Genomic DNA, 19,149 nt, shown 5'->3' with positions numbered 1-19,149 from the left:
CCGTATGCACAGTGCTGTCTTTCTGATCGAATTCGGTGCCATCACGCTGGCGCTCGGGCTGCTCGGGCGGCTCGCGGGGCGGCTGCGGTTCTCACCGATCCCGCTGTATCTCCTGGCAGGACTCGCGTTCGGCGAGGGCGGTCTGCTGCCGCTCGGCGCCAGCGAGGAGTTCGTCGCCATCGGCTCCGAAATAGGCGTGATCCTGCTGCTGTTGATGCTCGGTCTCGAGTACACGGCCAGCGATCTCGTCACCAACCTGAAGACGCAGTATCCGGCCGGCCTCGTCGACATGACGTTCAACGCGCTGCCCGGTGCCATCGCCGCCCTGCTCATGGGCTGGGGTCCGGTGGCGGCCGTGGTGCTCGCGGGCGTCACCTGGATCTCGTCCTCGGGCGTGATCGCCAAGGTGCTCGGGGACCTGGGCCGCCTCGGCAACCGCGAGACGCCGGTGATCCTCAGCATCCTGGTGCTCGAGGACCTGGCGATGGCCGTGTATCTGCCCATCATCACGGCGCTGCTCGCCGGGGTCGGCTGGGCGGCCGGCGGGCTCACGCTCGCCATCGCGCTCGGCGCCGCGGGTCTGGTGCTGTTCATCGCGGTCCGCTACGGACGGCACATCTCGAAGTTCGTCTCCAGCGACGACCCGGAGAAGCTGCTCCTCGTGGTGCTCGGCCTGACCATTCTGGTCGCGGGCCTCGCGCAGCAGCTCCAGGTGTCCGCCGCCGTGGGCGCGTTCCTCGTGGGCATCGCGCTGTCCGGTGAGGTCGCCGAGAACACGCATACGCTGCTGTCCCCGCTGCGCGACCTGTTCGCGGCCGTCTTCTTCGTCTTCTTCGGCCTGCACACCGACCCGGCGAGCATTCCGCCGGTGCTGCTGCCCGCGCTGCTGCTCGCCGTGGTGACGGCCTGCACGAAGATCGCGTCCGGGTACTGGGCGGCGCGCCGCGCCGGGATCTCCGTCAAGGGGCGCTGGCGGGCCGGTGGCGCGCTGGTCGCGCGCGGCGAGTTCTCCATCGTGATCGCCGGTCTCGCCGTCACGTCCGGCATCGAGCCGCGGCTCGGCCCGCTGGCCACCGCGTACGTGCTGATCCTGGTGATCGTGGGCCCGCTGACCGCGCGGTTCGTGCAGCCCCTCGCGCAGCGGCTGTTCCCGCAGCGCACGGCGGTGGCCGCGGGCGCGGGCACGGTTCCCGAGCCGCGTGCGGCCGAGCAGTCCGCACCGGCGGACAAGCCGGGCGAGGCGCCGGACGAGAAGCCGGCGGCCGTGGACGAGCACAGCCGCTGACGAGCCGCCACTGACATCCGGCGCACGCCGCCGGCAATCGGCACCCGACGGGGCCGTTCTCCAGGTACGGGGAACGGCCCCGTTCTCTCTCCAGTCGCCCGTCATGAGCAGGGCGCTTAGCGTGGTGGGCGAAGTCGATCGGGGGGTCCGGTGGTTTGGAGGCCACGATGGATCGCTCACCCGACACGCCCCCGGCGGGCGCCGAACCCGGTACCGGAGCCGGTATCGATCCCGGTGTACAGAGCGCCCCTCCCGACGACGGATCCACTCCGTACGCGGGCGGGGGCAAGCATGAGCACCGGTGGCTGATCCTGGCCGTGATCGGCCTGGCACAGCTGATGGTCGTCCTCGACGCCACCATCGTGAACATCGCGCTGCCGTCGGCCCAGAAGGACCTCGGGTTCTCCGACGGCAACCGGCAGTGGATCGTGACCGCGTACTCCCTGGCGTTCGGCAGCCTGCTGCTGCTCGGCGGGCGGATCGCCGACCTGGTCGGCCGCAAGGCCGTCTTCCTCACGGGCCTGGTCGGGTTCGCGGTGGCCTCCGCGCTGGGCGGCGCCGCGAGCAGTTTCGAGATGCTCGTCGCGGCGCGTGCCCTGCAGGGCGCGTTCGGCGCGCTGCTCGCGCCTGCCGCGCTCTCCTTGCTGACGACGACGTTCACCGACCCCAAGGAGCGGGCCAAGGCCTTCGGCATCTACGGCGCCATCGCCGGTGCGGGCGGCGCGGTGGGCCTGCTGCTGGGCGGTGTGCTGACCGAGTACCTGGACTGGCGCTGGTGCCTGTTCGTGAACCTGATCTTCGCCGCCTTCGCGTTCCTGGGCGGCCTGCGCCTGCTGCACGGCGGACGCCCGGTGGACCGGCCGAAGCTGGATGTGCCCGGCACGATCCTGGTGTCGGCGGGCCTGTTCTGCATCGTGTACGGGTTCTCGAACGCGGAGACGCACGACTGGGGCGACTTCCTGACGTGGGGCTTCCTGGTGATCGGCGTGATCCTGCTGGCCGCGTTCGCCCGGTTCGAGACGCGGGCCGCGCATCCGCTGCTGCCGCTGCGCGTGCCCCTGGACCGGGACCGCGGCGCGTCGTACCTGGCGATGTTCATCGCCGGTGCCGGCATGTTCGGCGTGTTCCTCTTCCTGACGTACTACCTGCAGCAGATCCTGGAGTTCTCGCCGGTGCAGACCGGTGTCGCGTTCCTGCCGATGGTCGCCTGCATGATCTTCTCGTCGATGATCACGCAGAACTCCCTCGCACCGAAGTACGGGCCGAAGCCGATCGTCCCGCTGGGCATGGCCCTGGCGGTGGGGGCGATGATCTGGCTGACCTTCCTCGACATCGACAGCACGTACGCCGGCCATGTGCTGCCGCCGACGATGGTGATGGGCCTCGGCATGGGCATGATCTTCGCGACGGCCATGAACCTCGCCACCTCCGGCGTCGCGACGCACGACGCGGGAGTCGCCTCCGCGATGGTCAACACCAGTCAGCAGGTGGGCGGCTCGATCGGCACGGCCCTGCTGAACACGCTGGCCACGACCGCCGCGACCAGCTACCTCGTCGGCAAGCGGCCCACACCCCTGGTGCGCGCGCAGGCCGCGATCGAGAGCTACTCGACCGCCTACTGGTGGTCGGCGGCGTTCTTCGGCCTCGGCTTCGTCGTGACGCTGCTCCTGTACCGGCCGGGGGCGCCGAAGGTGATGTCCGGCGAGGGTGCCACGCACATGTGAGCGCGCCGCTTCGGTTCGCGGTGCCCATTCACCGGGCATACCCCCTGAGCACAGTCCGGCCCGCGGGCAGGTTGCGGGGCGGGTGGCTGCGCCGTGCGGGGCGGACGAGACAGGGGCGAGGGGGCCGTCATGCGTGGCGTGCCGTACGAGGCGTACCAGGTGGACAGCGAGCGGCTGGCGACGGCGTTCGTGGAAGTGGCGGACGCCGCCGTACGGGGTGGTGCGCAGGCCCTCGGCGCCCTCGTCGGCAGCTGTGTGTCGCTGCTCGGGGTGGAGTCGGCGGTGGCCGTGCTGGATCCGCCCGCGGCGCGGGTCGAGGTCGCGGCGTCCGACCCGCGCGGCCTGCGCCTGGAGCAGGCCGCGCTGACGTGGGGCGAGGGGCCCGGCCTGGACTGCCGCGACTCCGCAACGGCCATCAAGGGCGTGCCGCTCGCGCATCCGTACGCGCGCGCCAATTGGCCGTCGTACACGGCGATGGCGCGCAGTCTCGGCTTCGCGTGTGTGGTGGCGGTGCCGCTGCGGGCCTCGGGTCGTGCGGTGGGGTCGCTGAGCCTGCTGTCGGAGCGGTCGGGTCCGCTCGGGCCGCTGCAGCTGCGTCTGGGGCAGCATCTCGCGGACGCGACGGCGTTGGGGGTCGTGCCGCGGGGGCGGGGCTGAGCGGTCGGGTGCAGAGCAGCGCCCCGCCCCGGTACCTCTCCCCCCGTGGGCGTGGCCTGGGGGATTTCCCCCAGACAGGTCGGAGGACAACCTCGTTCCGGCTGCTCGTCCGGATTCCTAGCGTGGATGTCACACGAAGGACGCGACGGCAGAGCGCGCTGGCAGAGGGAGTCGTGATGATCGAGGCCAGGGGTCTCACCAAGCGGTACGGCGAGACGGTCGCCGTGGAGGACCTGAGCTTTCGGGTGCGCCCCGGGAGCGTCACGGGCTTCCTCGGGCCGAACGGGTCGGGGAAGTCCACGACCATGCGCATGATCATGGGTCTTGACCGGCCGGACGCGGGGCACGTCACGATCGACGGCCGCCCGTACGCGGAGCTGGACTGGCCGCTGCGCCGGGTCGGCGCGCTCCTCGAGGCCCGCACGTTCCATCCGGGTCGCAGCGCGCGCGGCCATCTCTCGGCGCTGGCCGCGGGCGGCGGCATCGATCCGGCGCGGGTGGACGCGGTCCTCGAGACCGTCGGCCTGGCCTCGGTCGCGCACAAGCGGGCGGGATCGTTCTCGCTCGGCATGGCACAGCGCCTGGGGATCGCTTCGGCGCTCCTCGGCGATCCGGCGGTGCTGCTGTTCGACGAGCCGGTGAACGGGCTGGACCCCGAAGGCGTGCGCTGGATACGGGAGTTGCTGCGCTCACTGGCCGCCGAGGGACGTACGGTCCTGCTGTCGAGCCATCTGATCAGCGAGATGGCCCTGACGGCCGACCATCTGCTGGTGATCGGCCAGGGTCGGCTGCTCGCGGACACCTCGGTCGCCGAACTCACGGCAGGCGGCCGGTCGTTGGAGGAGTCGTTCTTCGCGCTCACCGGGAGCGCGGCCGTGTACCAGGCAGGAGGAGCCCGATGAGTGCCATGACCTGTGCGCCGCCCGTCCCGGCGGGGCACTACGGCTTCCGGCAGGCCTCCCGGATGGAGTGGATCAAGCTGCGGGGCCTGCGGTCGACGGTGTACGCGCTGCTCCTGACGGTGGTCGGCATGATCGCCATGGGGGTCGTGACGATGGCCAACACCAAGGCACCGCAAGGTGCTTCGAAGGTGGCGGCCTTCGACCCGACGAACAACGTCCTGGCGGGCGTCGCCCTCGGGCAGCTCATCATCGGCGTGCTGGGTGTCCTGGTGATGTCCGGCGAGTACTCGTCGGGGACCATCCGCTCGACGCTGGCGGCCGTGCCGGACCGGCGGCTCGCGCTGGCGGCGAAGGCGGCGGTGTTCGGTGGGCTCGCGCTGCTGATCGGCGAGGTGGTCACGTTCGTGACGTTCCTCGCGGGGACCGCGGCGCTCTCCCCCGGTGTGCCGCAGCCCTCGCTCGGTGACCCCGCCGTGCTGCGCGCCGTGCTGATGTCGGGTGCGTATCTGGCGATGGTCGGCCTGATGGGCCTTGGCATCGGGGCGATCACCCGGCACACGGCGAGCGCGATAGGTGTCCTGGTCGGCATCACGTATGTGCTGCCCGCACTCCTGGCCGGGACCACGGGTACGGCGGTCGCGAAGTTCTTCCCGACGATGATCGCGGGCAACTCGCTGGCGGTGACGGTGCCGGTCGACGGGATGCTGTCGCCGTGGGCCGGGTTCGGGGTGCTGTGTCTGTACACGGCGGCGTTCCTCGCCGTGGGCGACCGGATGCTGGCGCGCCGCGATGCCTGACTTCCCCGTCGTCGGCCTGCCGACCGTGCGCGCGGCGCTGACGGCCTGTGTGACGCGGCGGGCGTGGGCGGAGGCGGCGTACTGCCTCCTGTCCTACGTCCCCGCGCTCGCGGGGTTCCTGCTCGTGGTGGTCGCGCTGGCCCTGGGGTCGGCGCTGACGCTGACGGTGGTGGGGGCGGTGCTCGGCGCGGTGTTCCTGCTGGCCGGGCTCGGTCTCGCCCGCGGCCTCGGCGCGCTGCACCGGCGCCTTGCGGGCGCGCTGCTCGGCGAGCGGGTGGCGGCGCCGGGTCCGCCCTCGGCCGAGGGCGGGACGCTCGCGCGCGTGGAGGCGCGGCTGCGGGACGGGGCGGCGTGGCGGGCGGTCGCGTACACGCTGGTGAAGCTGCCGTTGGCGACGGTGGGCCTGTACGGGGTGATGTGGTGGGTGATCGGGGCGGTGAACATCGCGGCGCCGGTGCGGTGGGCGTTCACGCCGGAGGATCTGACGCTGGTGACGCCGCTGCCGTGGGGCGGACAGCCGCAGGTGCACTCGCTGGCCGGGGCGTTCGGTGTCGCGCTGCGGGGTGTGCTGATCGTGGTGGTCGCGCCGTGGCTGACGCGGGTCGTCGTCAGGGTGGATCGCACGCTGATGCCGGCGCTGCTCGGGCCCGGCGAGCTGGCCGACCGGGTCCGCGATCTGGAGGAGAAGCGGGCGCTGGCGGTGGAGGAGGCCAATGAGCGGCTGCGCCGCATCGAGCGGGATCTGCACGACGGGGCGCAGGTCCGCCTGGTGGCGCTCGCGATGAGCCTGGACATGGTGCGCGAGCAGTTGGACGACCGGGACCGGCCGGAGCTGCACCGCTTGGTGGAGACGGCGCGGGACAACGCGACGGAGGCCCTCACGGAGCTGCGCGACCTCTCGCGGGGCCTGCATCCGGCCGCGCTCGACGGCGGGCTCGGCGATGCGCTGGGCACGCTCGCGGCGCGCAGCACGCTGCCGGTGGACGTCAGCGTGGATCTGCCGGAGCGGCCGGCGCCGGCGATGGAGAGCCTGGCCTACTTCTGCGTGGCGGAGCTGCTGGCCAACGCGATAAAACACAGCGGGGCGCGGCGCTGCGGAGTGGAGGTGGCCGCGGGGGACGGCACCTTGCGGCTGCGGGTGACGGACGACGGGAAGGGCGGCGCACGCTTGGAGCCGGGCGGCGGGCTGGCGGGTCTGGTGCAGCGGGCGCGGACGGTGGACGGGTCGCTCGAGGTGACGAGTCCCGAGGGCGGGCCGACCGTGGTGACGGTGTCGCTGCCGGTGCACACGTAGGTTCGGGCGGGTGCGGATCATGGACGAGGGAGCGGGATGAACGCGGGGAGTCAGCAGGAGACGGTTCCGGCGATGCGAGTGGTCATCGCCGAGGACGCCGCTGTGCTGCGGGAGTTGCTGGCGCAGATGCTGTCCATGCGGGGGCACGAGGTGGTGGCGGCGGTGAGTGACGCGGACGCGCTGCGGGCGGCCGTGGCGGAGCACCGGCCGGACGTGACGGTGGTCGACATCCGGATGCCGCCGATGCACACCGACGACGGGCTGCGGGCGGCGATCGACATCCGGCGCGAGCATCCGGGGACGGGTGTGCTGCTGTTCTCGCAGTACGTGGAGACGAAGTACGCGACGCGGCTGCTCGCCGAGGGCTCGGCGGGCGTCGGGTATCTGCTCAAGGAACGGGTGGCGAACGTCGCGGAGTTCACGGACGCGCTCGCCCGGGTCGCGGCGGGCGGCACCGCGCTCGACCCGGAGGTGGTGACCCAGCTCGCCGGGGCGGGCCGGGCGGCAGAGGAGCTGAGCTCGCTCACGGAGCGCGAGCGCGATGTGTGGGAGCTGATGGCGGAGGGCCGGTCGAACGCGGCGATCGCGGAGTCGCTGCATGTGTCGGCGGGCACGGTCGAGAAGCACGTCGCGGCGGTCTTCGGGAAGCTGGGGCTGCCGGTGTCGGAGGATCACAATCGCCGTGTGCTCGCGGTCATCCGGTTCCTGCACCGAGACTTGACGCATGGCTGACGGGACGAGGCGAACGAAGCGCAGCGCGGGCCTGCTTCTCTTCCGGCGGGCGTCGGAGGAGGTCGAAGTGCTGCTCGGTCACATGGGCGGACCGTTCTGGGCGCGCAAGGACGCGGGCGCGTGGGGTGTGCCGAAGGGCGAGTACGAAGGGGGCGAGACGCCGTGGGAGGCGGCGCGGCGCGAGTTCCAGGAGGAGCTGGGCCTGCCGCCGCCGGAGGGCACCGCGCTGCCACTGGGCGAGACGGTGCAGTCCGGGGGCAAGCACGTGACGGTGTGGGCGGTGGAGGCGGATCTGGATCCGGCGGAGATGGTGCCGGGCACGTTCACGATGGAGTGGCCGCGCGGTTCCGGTCGTACAGCGGAGTTCCCCGAGCTGGACCGGGTGGCGTGGTTCGCCCTGGACGCGGCGCGCACCCGGATCGTGAAGGCGCAGGCGGTGTTCCTGGACCGGTTGGCGGCGGAGGTGTCGTGAGCCGGCGCCGAGCTGCCGGACCGTTGGATCGTCAGGCCTCCGCCGCCGTCGCCAGCTCGTCGATCAGCGTGCGGACACGGCGCTCGATCTCGTCGCGGATGGGGCGCACGGCGTCGACGCCCTGGCCCGCCGGGTCCGGGAGGTGCCAGTCCAGGTAGCGCTTGCCGGGGAAGACCGGGCAGGTGTCGCCGCAGCCCATGGTGATGACGACGTCCGAGGCCTGGACGGCGTCGACCGTGAGGACCTTGGGGACCTCGGCGGAGATGTCGATGCCGGCCTCGGCGAGCGCGTCGACGACGGCCGGGTTGACCGTGTCGGCCGGGGCCGAGCCCGCCGAGCGGACCTGCACGCGGTCTCCGGCGAGGTGGGTGAGGAAGGCGGCCGCCATCTGCGAACGTCCGGCGTTGTGGACGCAGACGAACAGCACCGAGGGCCGCTGCGGAGTGTCAGACACGGGATGCCTCTTCCTGCGGTACGGCGGCGGCACCGGTAGGGCCGGGAAGTAGCGGCGTGCCCACAGCGCGACGTAGACGAGGCCGATCAGCACCGGCACCTCGATGAGCGGGCCGACGACTCCGGCGAGCGCCTGGCCGGAGGAGGCGCCGAAGGTGGCGATGGACACCGCGATGGCCAGCTCGAAGTTGTTGCCCGCAGCGGTGAAGGCGAGCGTGGTGGCGCGCGGGTAGTCGAGGCCGACGGCCCTGCCCAGCACCATCGACCCGGCCCACATGAGCGCGAAGTAGACCAGTAGCGGCAGGGCGATACGGACCACGTCCACCGGCCGACTCGTGATGGCGTCGCCCTGGAGCGCGAAGAGGATGACGATGGTGAACAGCAGTCCGTACAGGGCGAAGGGGCCGATGCGCGGGATCAGTTTCGCCACGTACCAGGCGCGACCCTTGGTCCTCTCGCCGATGCGGCGGGTCAGGTAGCCGGCCGCGAGCGGGATGCCCAGGAAGATGAGCACGCTGCGGGCGATCTCCCACACCGACACGTCGAGGCTGGTCTGTTCCAGACCGAGCCAGCCGGGCAGGACCTGGAGGTAGAACCAGCCGAGCGCGGAGAACGCGATCACCTGGAAGACCGAGTTGAGGGCGACCAGGACGGCCGCCGCTTCGCGGTGCCCGCAGGCCAGGTCGTTCCAGATGATGACCATGGCGATGCAGCGCGCGAGGCCGACGATGATCAGGCCCGTGCGGTACTCGGGCAGATCCGGAAGGAACAGCCAGGCCAGGGCGAACATGAGGGCCGGGCCGACGATCCAGTTCAGCAGCAGCGAGGGCAGCAGCATGCGCCGGTCGCGGGTCACGGTGTCGAGGCGGTCGTAGCGGACCTTGGCGAGCACCGGGTACATCATCACGAGCAGGCCGAGCGCGATCGGCAGGGACACCCCGCTGACGGTGACCGTCGCGAGTGCGTCGCCGAGGCCCGGGACCAGACGGCCGAGGCCCAGGCCGAGAGCCATCGCGGCGAGAATCCACAGGGCCAGATAGCGGTCCAGGAAGGACAGCCGCCCGGCCACGCTCTGTTCGGGTGCGTCCATGCTCACGAGGCGGCACCGGCCGTCTCGCCGCAGCCCGGCAGCGGGGTGCCGGCGGGGCGGGTCAGGACGCCCGCCAGGCGGTCGGTCATCTCGGGCAGCAGCCAGTAGTAGACCCAGGTTCCGCGCCGCTCGCAGTCGATCAGTCCGGCCTGCCGCAGCAGCTTGAGGTGGTGCGAGATGGTCGGCTGCGAGAGGTCGAAGGCCGGGGTCAGGTCGCAGACGCAGACCTCGCCGCCCGCCTGCGAGGCGATCATCGACAGCAGCCGCAGACGCACCGGATCACCGAGCGCCTTGAAGACCTTCGCCAACTCGACGGACTGTTCCTCGTCCAGTGGGGCGGTCAGCAACCCGGGGCAGCACGCGTCGGCGTCACCGGTCTGCCCCAGCACCACCAGCTCTTGATTCGACATGCCTCTATGTTGACAGTCATCGATCCAAGGCGCAATCTTGCATCGACAGACGTCAATACAACTCGATGGGAGCATCACCATGTCCCGTGCACAGCTCGCCCTTCGGGTCAGCGACCTGGAAGCATCGATCACCTTCTACTCGAAGCTGTTCGGCACCGAACCCGCCAAGCGCCGCCAGGGCTACGCCAACTTCGCCATCGCCGAGCCTCCGCTGAAGCTCGTCCTGATCGAGGGCGAGCCCGGGCAGGAGACGCGCCTCGACCACCTCGGAGTCGAGGTCGAGTCGACGGACCAGGTCAGCGCGGCCACGGGCCGGCTCAAGGACGCCGGCCTCGCGACGTTCGAGGAGAACGACACCTCCTGTTGCTACGCCCTCCAGGACAAGGTGTGGGTCCACGGCCCCGGCCGGGAGCCCTGGGAGGTGTACGTCGTCAAGGCCGACGCCGACACCCTCGGCAAGAGCGAGAGCAAGAACAAGAACGCGGAGGCGGGGTGCGTCTGCGGGCAGTGAACCGACAAGTCGACGTCTGACCGGCCCGTCCGCGGGTACCCGCCGCTCCCCCGCAGCCCGCGTTGCGCACGTGCGCGGCGCGCGGGAAGGTCGAAGGAACCGCGCAGAGGAGGTCGGCAGCATGCCCATCGCGACGGTCAACCCGGCGAACGGCGAGACCCTCAAGACGTACGAGGCCCTGTCCCCGGAGGAGATCGAGCGCAGGCTCGCCCTCGCGGCCAGCGCCTTCGACTCGTACCGGACGACGACGTTCTTCGACCGGGCGAGGCTGCTGCAGCGGGCCGCCGACCTGTTGGAGGCGGACGCGCCGGACATCGCCAAGGTGATGACGACGGAGATGGGCAAGCCGGTCGCGGCGGCCCGCGCCGAGGCGTTGAAGTGCGTGAAGACGATGCGCTGGTACGCGGAGCACGCGGCGGAGCTGCTCGCGGACGAGCAGCCGGCGGAGTCGGACGTGAAGGATTCGGGCGCGGCGCGGGCGCACGTGCGTTACCGGCCGCTCGGTCCGGTGCTCGCGGTGATGCCGTGGAACTTCCCGCTGTGGCAAGTCGTACGGTTCGCGGCACCCGCCCTGATGGCAGGAAACGTCGGCCTGCTCAAGCACGCGTCGAACGTGCCGCAGACGGCTCTCTACCTGGAGGATCTGTTCCGGCGGGCCGGCTTCCCCGAGGGCTGTTTCCAGACGCTGCTCATCGGCTCGGGTGCCGTCGAGGGCATTCTGCGCGACGAGCGGGTGGAGGCGGCGACGCTCACCGGCAGTGAACCGGCCGGCCGATCCGTGGCGTCGATCGCGGGCGACGAGGTGAAGAAGACGGTTCTGGAGCTGGGCGGCAGCGACCCGTACGTGGTGCTGCCGTCGGCGGACGTGGCGAAGGCCGCCAAGACGGCTGTCACCGCGCGCGTGCAGAACAACGGGCAGTCGTGCATCGCGGCCAAGCGGTTCATCGTGCACGAGTCGGTGTTCGAGGAGTTCCGCGACGCGTTCGTGGCCGGGATGCGGGAGTTGCGGGTGGGCGATCCGCTCGACGAGGACACGGACGTGGGCCCGCTCTCCAGTGAGCAGGGGCGCAACGATCTGGAGGAGCTGGTCGACGACGCCGTGGAGAGCGGCGCGACCGTGCTGTGCGGCGGGCAGCGGCCCAAGGACTTCGCGGACCGCGGCTGGTTCTACGAGCCGACGGTCATCGCCGACGTGACGCCCGAGATGCGTATCCACCAGGAGGAGACGTTCGGCCCGGTGGCGACCCTGTACCGGGTGGCGGACCTGGACGAGGCGATCGCCGTCGCCAACGACACGCCCTTCGGCCTGAGTTCGAACCTGTGGACCCGCGACGAGGACGACATCGAGCGCTTCGTCCGCGACAGCCAGGCGGGCGGCGTCTTCGTCAACGGCATGACGGCCTCGCACCCGGCCCTCCCCTTCGGCGGCGCGAAGCGCTCCGGCTACGGGCGCGAGCTGTCGGACCACGGCATCAAGGAGTTCTGCAACATCACCACGGTGTGGATCGGGGCCTGAGGGCGAGGCTCGGGCGCCGCGCGAGGGCGATCCGGGCCCCCGCGCACAGTCCGTGCAGCAGGTCGCTGCCGGACGTGTGCCCGACGGCGAGCAGGTCGGCGACCGGTGCGGTCAGGTCCGCGCCGGTCGCCGCCGCGTGCAGCACGGCCGCCACCTGAGGAACGCAGTGCCCGTCGGCGGCGTGCCGCAGGAGCGCGGCGGACACGGGCGCGGTGCGCGTAGCGGCCCGTTGGGCGGTGTCGAGGAGGACGGGCAGCCACTGCGGTGACCGCTCCGGCAGGCGGGCGACGAGCAGGAGACCGCACAGGTGGTCGTCGCCGGACGGGGTGGCTCCGGGGCCCAGGCCCAACAGGCCGTCGGCGGCCCGGGGTTGATCGTCGCGGCCCCCGTGCGCCAGGGCGTGCACAAGTGCCGACGCGGCGTGGCGGATCTCGGAGGTCAACGGGCGGGGCGGTCGCAGCGCAGAGAGGCGTTCCAGGGCCGGGCCCGGTGGGGTGTCCTGGGCGCGAGGTGGCTGCCAGGTGTCGCGCGCGGCCAGACGCACGTCGCCGACGGCGAGGTGGCCACCCCCGACCCGACCCGCGCCGCCGACCGCCGCGCCGCCGAACGGGCGCTCCCCCGCCGCCCGCGGCAGGACGACGGCCGTCGGCACGCGCACGGCCCCCGGCGCGATCACGGCGAGCGGGGTGTCATCCCCGCACGGCAGCAGATACAGCGCCTGCCGGGCGACGGCGAGGACCCTGGCCGGGCGGGGCGGCCCGGCCAGGACGTCTCGGGCGAGAGTGCTCACCGTGCAGGGAAGGCAGGCGGGGCTCACGGCCTGGAAGCGGCGGGCACCCCGAACGAAGCGGCCGGCACCGGCCCCGGCACCCCGAACGCCTCCAGCGCCTTCCTGAAGCACTCCAACGGCGCATGCGCCAGCCCCGCCCCGATCTGCCCGATGCCGGGTTCACGATGCGCGATGCCCGTCGTGACGACCGGTTCGATGCCCGTGTCGAGGACCGCCCGTACGTCGATGCCGACCGGCGACCCGATCCCGCCGAGCGCCGGCAGGCGATACGCCTCGTGCCGGGCCAGCGTGATGCGGGCCATGTCACGGCTCGTGCGCAGCGCCTCCTGCACGGTGCCGCCGACGAAGCCGGTGATGGCGGGAGCCGCGGCGAGGGCGAAGCCGCCGAGGCCGTTGGTCTCCGTGATGGCGCTGTCGCCGATGTCGGGGTTGGCGTCCTCGGGCCCGTATCCGGCGAAGTACAGGCCCCGCACCTCGGCGGCGGGCGCCGTGAACCAGGCGTCGCCGAGGCCGCTGACGCGGATGCCGACCTCGACGCCGTTGCGGGCGAACGCCGTGACGAGCGTGGAGTGGGCGATGCCGTGTGCGGCGGAGGTGGCGAGTTTGGCGGCGGCCATCGAGAAGTTGAGGAACCAGTAGTGGTTGTCGGCGAGGAAGTCGAGCACATCAGGCCCGTTCGGTACGCGGGCCAGCGGCGCGGCGAGTTCCCGCAGCAGCAGCGCCGAGGCCGCGGTGTTGCGGCTGTGGCACTCGTCGCCCATCTGGAGCGCCTGGGCAACGACGGAGCGCAGGTCCACGCCGTCGGGCCGGTCGGCGAGGGCGGCGCGCAGGGCGGGGGCGAGCACGTCGGCCATCCAGCGCAGCCGGTCCATCACGTCGTCGCCGAGCGCCCCGTAGCGCAGGCAGCGGCCCGCGCCCTCGTTGAGGTTGGCGTAGGCGCGCCACCCGGTGGCCGGGTCCTCGACGACGAGCACGGGCATCGACGGGGAGGTGATGCCGCCCATGGGCCCGACGGCCTCATGGTGGTGACACGGCTCGAAGCGCAACGCGCCCGCGTCCGCGAGGCGTTCGGCTTCGTCCGGGCTGTCGGCCCACCCTTCGAGCAGCGCGGCGCCGATGACACCGGCACGCATCGGGCCGCACATGTCGTCCCAGTCGACGGGCGGCCCGGCGTGCAGCAGGACGCGTTCGCCGGTGGCCCGGTCGTCGAGGACCGGCAGGACGTCGCGGGCGGTGCGCACGTCGCGCCACACGGGGCGCACCGCGAGCAGCCGGTCGACGGCGGCCCGGTTGGCGGCCTCGACGGCGTCGTGGCCGGTGAGTTCGGCGAGCTTCCAGGCGAGTGCGGGGTCGCCTCCCGCTGGGGGCCGCCAGTCGAGGCCGGTCACCTGTGCTCCGGCGGTACGTGGCACGTCGGCGAAGTCGGCGACACCGACGGCGGCGATGCGGGGCGGCGTGTCACCGGCGCGGAGCAGGTCGGGAGCGAGGTGCGGGGTCATGTGCGGCCTCCTGAACGGGAGTTGGGGCGGGCGGCTGCGCCCTGCTGGGCAGAGCGTCTCGGCGTGGCGGTGCGCCACGGATGCGGCGGCACGGTCACCGCCCGGCCCTGCCCGTCGGCATCAACTCACCGGCCGCCAGGCGCGGTTCACCGTTCCGGGTCAACAGCGACACCGCCCACTCGGCCGCATCCGTACTGGTCGGCGCCAACAGCGCCCCCGCCTTCTCCAGGCTTGCCCGCACCGCGTCCACGTCCTGCGGGTCGCCGTCCGTACCCACGACGAAGGCGATGACCGGAGGCCTCCCCCGCTCCCCCACCCGCTCCAGTTCGGCCCCGAGCGCCCCGGCGGGATCCGCCCCCGCGCCGTGCCCGAGGACGACGTCCAGGACGACCACCGCGGTGTCCGGATCGGACAGCGCGGCGCGAAGGTGGGCCGCGCGCACCGTCGGGTCGATCATCGGGTGCGGGCGGCCCGCGGTGTAGGCGTCGTCGCCGAGGTCGAGCACGAGGTGCCGCTCCGGCAGATCGATCGCGCGGCCGGGCACGTACGGGTCGGCCTCCGTGGCGGCGTCGGGCAGCAACTGCCGTGCCTCATAGGCGAAGGTGCCGCCCGCGTACAGGGCTCGCAGGTACGGGCCGGGGCCGGGTGTCACCGTCGGAGGCGTCCACGGTGACACCGCCGCCCCGCCGAGTGTTCGCACCACCTCCCGGGCCGCGTCGCGCAATGTACCGACGACGGTGACGGGCCGCGCGGCGCCCGCCGGCTCACCGACCGCTGCGAGGCTCTCGGTGCCGAGGAACGCGGCGACGACCGGCTTGCCCGCGCGCCCTGCGCGGGCGATCACCCGCTCGGCCACCTCGGGGGCGGGCGGCTTCGACACCAGCACGATCACCTCGCAGCCGGGGTCGGCGGCCAGCAGGTCGAGCGCGTCGAGCGTGGTGCGCGCGCCGACCTCCGCGCTGAGGTCCCGGCCGCCGGTCCCGATCATCTGCCGGACCCCTTCGCCTGCCGCGTCCAGCAGACATGACACCTGCTGAAGTCCGGTCCCCGAGGCGCCGATCAGGCCGATGCGGCCGGGGCGCAGGACGTTGGCGAAGCCGAGCGGGACGCCGTCCAGGACGCCGGTGCCGCAGTCGGGGCCCATGGCGAGCAGTCCGAGCCGGTGGGCCTCCTCCTTGATGCGGATCTCCTGGTCGACGGGGACGTTGTCGCTGAAGACGAAGGCGTGCATGCCGCGGCGCAGCGCCTTGAGCGCTTCGGCCGCCGCGTACGGACCGGGGGTCGAGATCAGCGCGAGGGCGGTCGCCGGGTCCGCCTCGCCGAGGGCGCGCGGCACCCAGGTGTCGGGCTCGGAGCTCTCGGAGGCGGCGGGTTGTTCGAGCAGTGCGGGCACTTCGCTCAACGCCTGCTCGATGGCGTCGGCGGTGCCGCGCAGCGCGACGATCAGGTCGGCAGGGCGTGCGGATCGCCCTTCCTCGGTGAGGAGTTGGGCGTCGGCGAGCAGCCGCAGATTGGGTTCGGTCGCCATGACGAGGCTGGCGGCCGTGATGCCGGGCAGCCCGGTGAGGTGCTGCGCCGCGCGCATCAGGGCGACGGAGTCGGCGTAGGCGTCGCACCGCACGGAGTTCGACGTGAGGGTGTCCGGGGCGGGGTCGCCGTCGGTGGCGGGCGGGGTGGGCTCCATGGCATCGACGCTACGACCGCCACCCGGTCGCGGTCTTCGGCGAGCGGTGCCAGCGCGCGGGCGTGGATCACCGGCAGCGGCTGACAGTGACCGGGCCGCCGGCCGCGCACCAGCATGGTCGGGGACACCCGCAGCCGTGCCCCGTCGGACCGCTCACCGACGCCGACGGCCTCCACATGGACGTACGAGAAGCGCCGACGGCCCCGGCGTCGGCGCACCCGAAGCAGGCAACCGAAAGGTGTCCCTCATGCCCGTCCCCCCGCCCTCCACTCCTGACCCCCGGGATCGCGCCCGGCGGGCCGCCGCCGCCACCGAGGACTTCGCCGACGAACGGCTGCCACCGGGCAGCGCGCGCCCCACCCTGTCGATCATGCTGGTGCGGATGGGGTTCACGGTCTCGGCGACGGACCTCCTCTACGGAATGTCGCTCGGTCTGTTCTTCCCGTTCTGGACCGCCCTGTTGATCGCGCTCGGCTCGTCCCTCGTGGTCAGCGCGGTATCGATCCTGTGCGGACTGATCGGCCGCCGGGAGCGGATCACCACGGCGCTCGGGCTGCGGGCCGCGTTCGGGCGCGGCGGCAGCCGGATCCCTTCGTTCGTGATCGCACTGCTGTCCGCCGGGTTCGTGGGCTACAGCACGGGCATCACGGCCGGGGTGCTGCCCGGCGGGCAGCACCCGTGGCTGGGCCTCGTGTACTGCGTGGTGCTCAGCGCGGCGTACACGGCCGTGTCGATCGCCGGGTTCAGCAAGGGGCTGACCTGGGTGGGCCGGATCAGTGTGCCGCTCATGCTCGCGACGGTGCTGGTCGCGGTCGTGGCGACAGTGCAGCACGCGGGCGGGCTCGGTGCCGTCGTCGGCAGTGAGCCGGTGCGGGCCGGGGAGGCCACGGCGCTCGGCCTGTTCGCCCTCGGGATCAACAAGTGGATGACGGGGGCGACCGTGACCCCGGACATCACCCGGTTCGCGCGCAGCGACACCGCCGTGTGGACGACCACCATCGCCGAGTTCATCGTCGGCAACCTCGGCTTCAACCTGCTCGGGATCCTGCTGGGCCTCGGCGTCGGCGAGTCCGACATGGGCGCGGCGTTCGGCGTCGTCGGGGTGGGGGCGCTCGCCACCGTCGCCATCTTCGTGCAGGGCTTTCCGCACGAGGTCAACAACATGTACGCGGCGTCGCTGGCGGGACGGTCGGCGTTCGACGTGCCGCGCATCGCGGTGAACGTGGTCGCGGGGCTGCTCGCGTGCGGGCTCGCGTACTACGGACTGACCGCCGGGATCCTCGACGCCTTCCTCACGTACCTCGGCTATCTCGGCTATGCCATCCCGCTGATCCCGGGGATTCTGCTCGCCGACTACTTCCTTGTGCGGCGCGGCAGTTACGACCTGTCCGAGGCTGCGGTGGCGGCCGTCAACTGGCGTGCGGTGGCGGCGTTCGCGGCGGGGCTCGGCATCAATCTCGTCCTGGGGTTCGTGCTGGAGGACGAGCTGTGGCATGTGCTGCCGCTGACGGGGGCGCTGCTGTATCTGCTGTTCTCGGTTCCGCGGCTGCTCCGCCGGGGCCCGGCCACCACAGGCTTCGGGGCGCGAACCGCCGGCCTCAGTGAGAGCGCGCGCTGAGCAACCGGTGGGCGTGGACGGCGAGTTCCGTCTGGAGCCGGCGCATCGGGTCCTTGTCCGGTGCGCCGGTGAGCCGTTCGATCTGCTTGAGGCGGTAGCGCAGGGTGTTGTAGTGCACGTGGAGTTCCTCGGCGGCCTCGACGCCGTTGCGGTCGTGGCGCAGATACACGGTGAGGCTGTGCACGAGGCTGCCGTCGTGCCCGGCGTCGTAGTGCAGCAGTGGCCCGAGGGCGTCGTCGACGAGCGCCTGGAGTTCGCCCGCGGGGAGCTGGTCGAGCAGCCGGTACACGCCGCTCTCCTCGTGGAGCCGGACGAACGACCGTACCGGGCCCTCCAGTTCACGGCCGAGGGCGAGAGCGCTGAGTGCCTCGCTGTGACTGAGGTGCAGCTCGGCGAAGTCGGCGCGGACCGTGCCCGCCGCGACGGCGACGGCCCGCCCCGGGCACGCGGCGGCGACCGCGCGGCGCAACTCCTCGCAGCGGCGGCGCAGTTCGCCGCCGTCGGGGGCCACCAGCGCGGTGAGGCCGCCCGGGGTACCCCAGGCCGGTGTGTGGGCGCCGAGGGCGGTGCGGGCCGCGGCGAGCAGGCGTTCCTCGGTGAGGCGTACGTCGCCGCTGTCGGGCGTCGCCGCGGCCTCGACGACGACGGCGGCGCGCGGCCGCTCCAGGTCCCAGCCGAGCGCCGCGGCCCGGCGCGCCGACTCGGCGCGGTCGCGCGGCGGATGGGAGACGAGTTCGGTCAACAGCAGTGTGCGGTACCGGCGTTCGCGCTCGGCCAGCACACGTTCCTGTACGGCGAGCATCCCGGCCAGGCTCGCCACATGGTCCGCCGCGGTGCCCCACTCCTCGTCGGGTACGCAGCCGGGCCCGGCCCACAGGGCGACCTCGCCGCCGCTGCGGTGGCCGACGGCGATCGGCCGGGTCACGGACGCCGGGACACCGTCGGGCACGTCTCCCGCCGCCGCGAGGAGGGCGCCGTCCGGTCCTCGGATCGCCGCGGCGCAGCCGGTCTCGGCCGCCAGCAGGACGACGAGTTCGCCGTAGGAGCCGCCCCCGAGGACGGCCTGCGAGAGCCGGTCGCGCACTGCCTGCGAGCGCTCCAGGCTGAGCGCCTGCCGATTCAGTACGGTGCCGATGACCTCGGAGAGGATGTCGTTGAGCATGACGTCGCCGGGCAACTCGACGATGGGAAAGCCCAGTTCGTCGGCGCGGCGCAGCATCGGGGCGGGCAGCCTCGGCAGATAGGGCCCGACCTTCACGCCGAGGGCCGCGAGCCCGCGGGCGGCGAGCTCGGGCACCAGGCCGGTGAGCGCCTGCTCGTCGTCGCGCACGGCGTAGGCGGTGGTGAGCAGGAATTCGCCGCCGCGCATCCAGCGGATGATGTCCGGCACTTCCATGATGTTGGCGACTCTGATGCCACGCCGCGCGCCCGCACCTCCGGCCGCCAGACGAGCGCCCGCGAGCGCGGGCAGCTCCAGCGCCTGGGCCACGGTCAGGGCCGCGGTGCCGGCGGGGCGAGGTGCCGACACGGTGCGCGCAGCAGGGGTCACGCAGCTCACTATGGGCGCCGCTGCGGGGGCTGTAAACGCTCGTGACACAAGGTTGTATACGATTCTTCGGTACGTCTTCGCCGCGTCTTCGCTACGCCTTCGATGCTGTGACGGCGGCTCGGGCCACCCCCACCCGGCAGCCCCTGAAGCACTGTCAGCGAGCGTC

The 19,149-nt window shown here is 72.5% G+C and carries 16 protein-coding genes and 2 pseudogenes; 11 read left to right on the top strand and 7 right to left on the bottom strand.

The window, feature by feature from the left end:
* The first annotated feature begins 4 nt into the window (after window positions 1-4).
* The 8 genes and pseudogenes from ACZ7L4_RS04805 (at window position 5) to ACZ7L4_RS04770 (ending at window position 7,863) form a co-directional block, all read left to right on the top strand.
* A complete protein-coding gene (locus ACZ7L4_RS04805) occupies window positions 5-1,285 on the top strand; it encodes a cation:proton antiporter (RefSeq protein ID WP_472099695.1) in 1,281 nt (426 codons plus the stop codon).
* Window positions 1,286-1,452: 167 nt separating this feature from the next.
* Window positions 1,453-3,009 carry an MFS transporter gene (locus tag ACZ7L4_RS04800; protein WP_472099693.1) on the top strand — a complete coding sequence of 519 codons (1,557 nt, stop codon included), beginning with the start codon at window positions 1,453-1,455 and terminating at the stop codon, window positions 3,007-3,009.
* Between the two features lie 129 nt (window positions 3,010-3,138).
* Window positions 3,139-3,666, top strand: coding sequence for a GAF domain-containing protein (locus tag ACZ7L4_RS04795; protein WP_472099692.1), 528 nt, complete (start codon window positions 3,139-3,141; stop codon window positions 3,664-3,666).
* 176 nt (window positions 3,667-3,842) lie between these two features.
* Window positions 3,843-4,485, top strand: a pseudogene (locus ACZ7L4_RS04790) (ABC transporter ATP-binding protein); the annotation flags it as partial.
* Between the two features lie 79 nt (window positions 4,486-4,564).
* On the top strand, window positions 4,565-5,365 hold the full coding sequence (locus ACZ7L4_RS04785) for an ABC transporter permease (protein ID WP_472099690.1): 801 nt from the start codon (window positions 4,565-4,567) through the stop codon (window positions 5,363-5,365).
* Complete coding sequence (locus tag ACZ7L4_RS04780) at window positions 5,358-6,659, top strand: sensor histidine kinase (protein WP_472099688.1); 1,302 nt, start codon at window positions 5,358-5,360, stop codon at window positions 6,657-6,659. The genes ACZ7L4_RS04785 and ACZ7L4_RS04780 overlap by 8 nt, the downstream gene beginning before the upstream one ends.
* Before the next feature lie 72 nt (window positions 6,660-6,731).
* Complete coding sequence (locus tag ACZ7L4_RS04775) at window positions 6,732-7,391, top strand: response regulator (protein ID WP_472100398.1); 660 nt, start codon at window positions 6,732-6,734, stop codon at window positions 7,389-7,391.
* Window positions 7,384-7,863: an NUDIX hydrolase gene (locus ACZ7L4_RS04770; protein ID WP_472099686.1), complete on the top strand. Its 480-nt coding sequence runs from the start codon at window positions 7,384-7,386 to the stop codon at window positions 7,861-7,863. The genes ACZ7L4_RS04775 and ACZ7L4_RS04770 overlap by 8 nt, the downstream gene beginning before the upstream one ends.
* A 31-nt stretch (window positions 7,864-7,894) precedes the next feature.
* On the opposite strand, the gene ACZ7L4_RS04765 is transcribed toward ACZ7L4_RS04770, so the two are convergent.
* The 3 genes and pseudogenes from ACZ7L4_RS04765 to ACZ7L4_RS04755 form a co-directional block, all read right to left on the bottom strand.
* Entirely contained in the window at window positions 7,895-8,290 is a 396-nt protein-coding gene (locus ACZ7L4_RS04765) for an arsenate reductase ArsC (protein ID WP_472100396.1), read from the bottom strand.
* 66 nt (window positions 8,291-8,356) lie between these two features.
* Window positions 8,357-9,406, bottom strand: a pseudogene (gene arsB, locus ACZ7L4_RS04760) (ACR3 family arsenite efflux transporter); the annotation flags it as partial.
* A gap of 2 nt (window positions 9,407-9,408) precedes the next feature.
* A complete protein-coding gene (locus ACZ7L4_RS04755) occupies window positions 9,409-9,816 on the bottom strand; it encodes an ArsR/SmtB family transcription factor (protein ID WP_472099685.1) in 408 nt (135 codons plus the stop codon).
* Window positions 9,817-9,895: 79 nt separating this feature from the next.
* On the opposite strand from ACZ7L4_RS04755, the gene ACZ7L4_RS04750 reads away from it, so the two are divergent.
* Complete coding sequence (locus tag ACZ7L4_RS04750; RefSeq protein ID WP_472099683.1) at window positions 9,896-10,327, top strand: ArsI/CadI family heavy metal resistance metalloenzyme; 432 nt, start codon at window positions 9,896-9,898, stop codon at window positions 10,325-10,327.
* 121 nt (window positions 10,328-10,448) lie between these two features.
* The gene (locus tag ACZ7L4_RS04745) at window positions 10,449-11,843 is read left to right on the top strand and encodes an NADP-dependent succinic semialdehyde dehydrogenase (RefSeq protein WP_472099682.1); all 1,395 of its coding nucleotides are present in this window, start codon (window positions 10,449-10,451) and stop codon (window positions 11,841-11,843) included.
* On the opposite strand, the gene ACZ7L4_RS04740 is transcribed toward ACZ7L4_RS04745, so the two are convergent.
* The 3 genes from ACZ7L4_RS04740 to ACZ7L4_RS04730 form a co-directional block, all read right to left on the bottom strand.
* On the bottom strand, window positions 11,818-12,633 hold the full coding sequence (locus ACZ7L4_RS04740; protein WP_472099680.1) for an oxamate carbamoyltransferase subunit AllH family protein: 816 nt from the start codon (window positions 12,631-12,633) through the stop codon (window positions 11,818-11,820). The two genes, ACZ7L4_RS04745 and ACZ7L4_RS04740, sit on opposite strands and share 26 nt — an antisense overlap.
* Before the next feature lie 23 nt (window positions 12,634-12,656).
* A complete protein-coding gene (locus tag ACZ7L4_RS04735; RefSeq protein ID WP_472099679.1) occupies window positions 12,657-14,132 on the bottom strand; it encodes a YlbE family protein in 1,476 nt (491 codons plus the stop codon).
* 94 nt (window positions 14,133-14,226) lie between these two features.
* The gene (locus ACZ7L4_RS04730; protein WP_472099678.1) at window positions 14,227-15,816 is read right to left on the bottom strand and encodes an acyl-CoA synthetase FdrA; all 1,590 of its coding nucleotides are present in this window, start codon (window positions 15,814-15,816) and stop codon (window positions 14,227-14,229) included.
* A 247-nt stretch (window positions 15,817-16,063) separates the two neighbouring features.
* On the opposite strand from ACZ7L4_RS04730, the gene ACZ7L4_RS04725 reads away from it, so the two are divergent.
* On the top strand, window positions 16,064-17,434 hold the full coding sequence (locus ACZ7L4_RS04725; RefSeq protein ID WP_472099676.1) for a purine-cytosine permease family protein: 1,371 nt from the start codon (window positions 16,064-16,066) through the stop codon (window positions 17,432-17,434).
* Here the strand turns inward: ACZ7L4_RS04725 and ACZ7L4_RS04720 are convergent.
* On the bottom strand, window positions 17,415-18,983 hold the full coding sequence (locus ACZ7L4_RS04720; RefSeq protein ID WP_472099674.1) for a PucR family transcriptional regulator: 1,569 nt from the start codon (window positions 18,981-18,983) through the stop codon (window positions 17,415-17,417). The two genes, ACZ7L4_RS04725 and ACZ7L4_RS04720, sit on opposite strands and share 20 nt — an antisense overlap.
* Between the last annotated feature and the right edge of the window lie 166 nt (window positions 18,984-19,149).

The organism is Streptomyces sp. NPDC107575 (assembly GCF_055657265.1).
The sequence above is the reverse complement of the archived record's forward strand: the minus strand, read 5'-3'. Positions and strand labels throughout refer to the sequence as shown.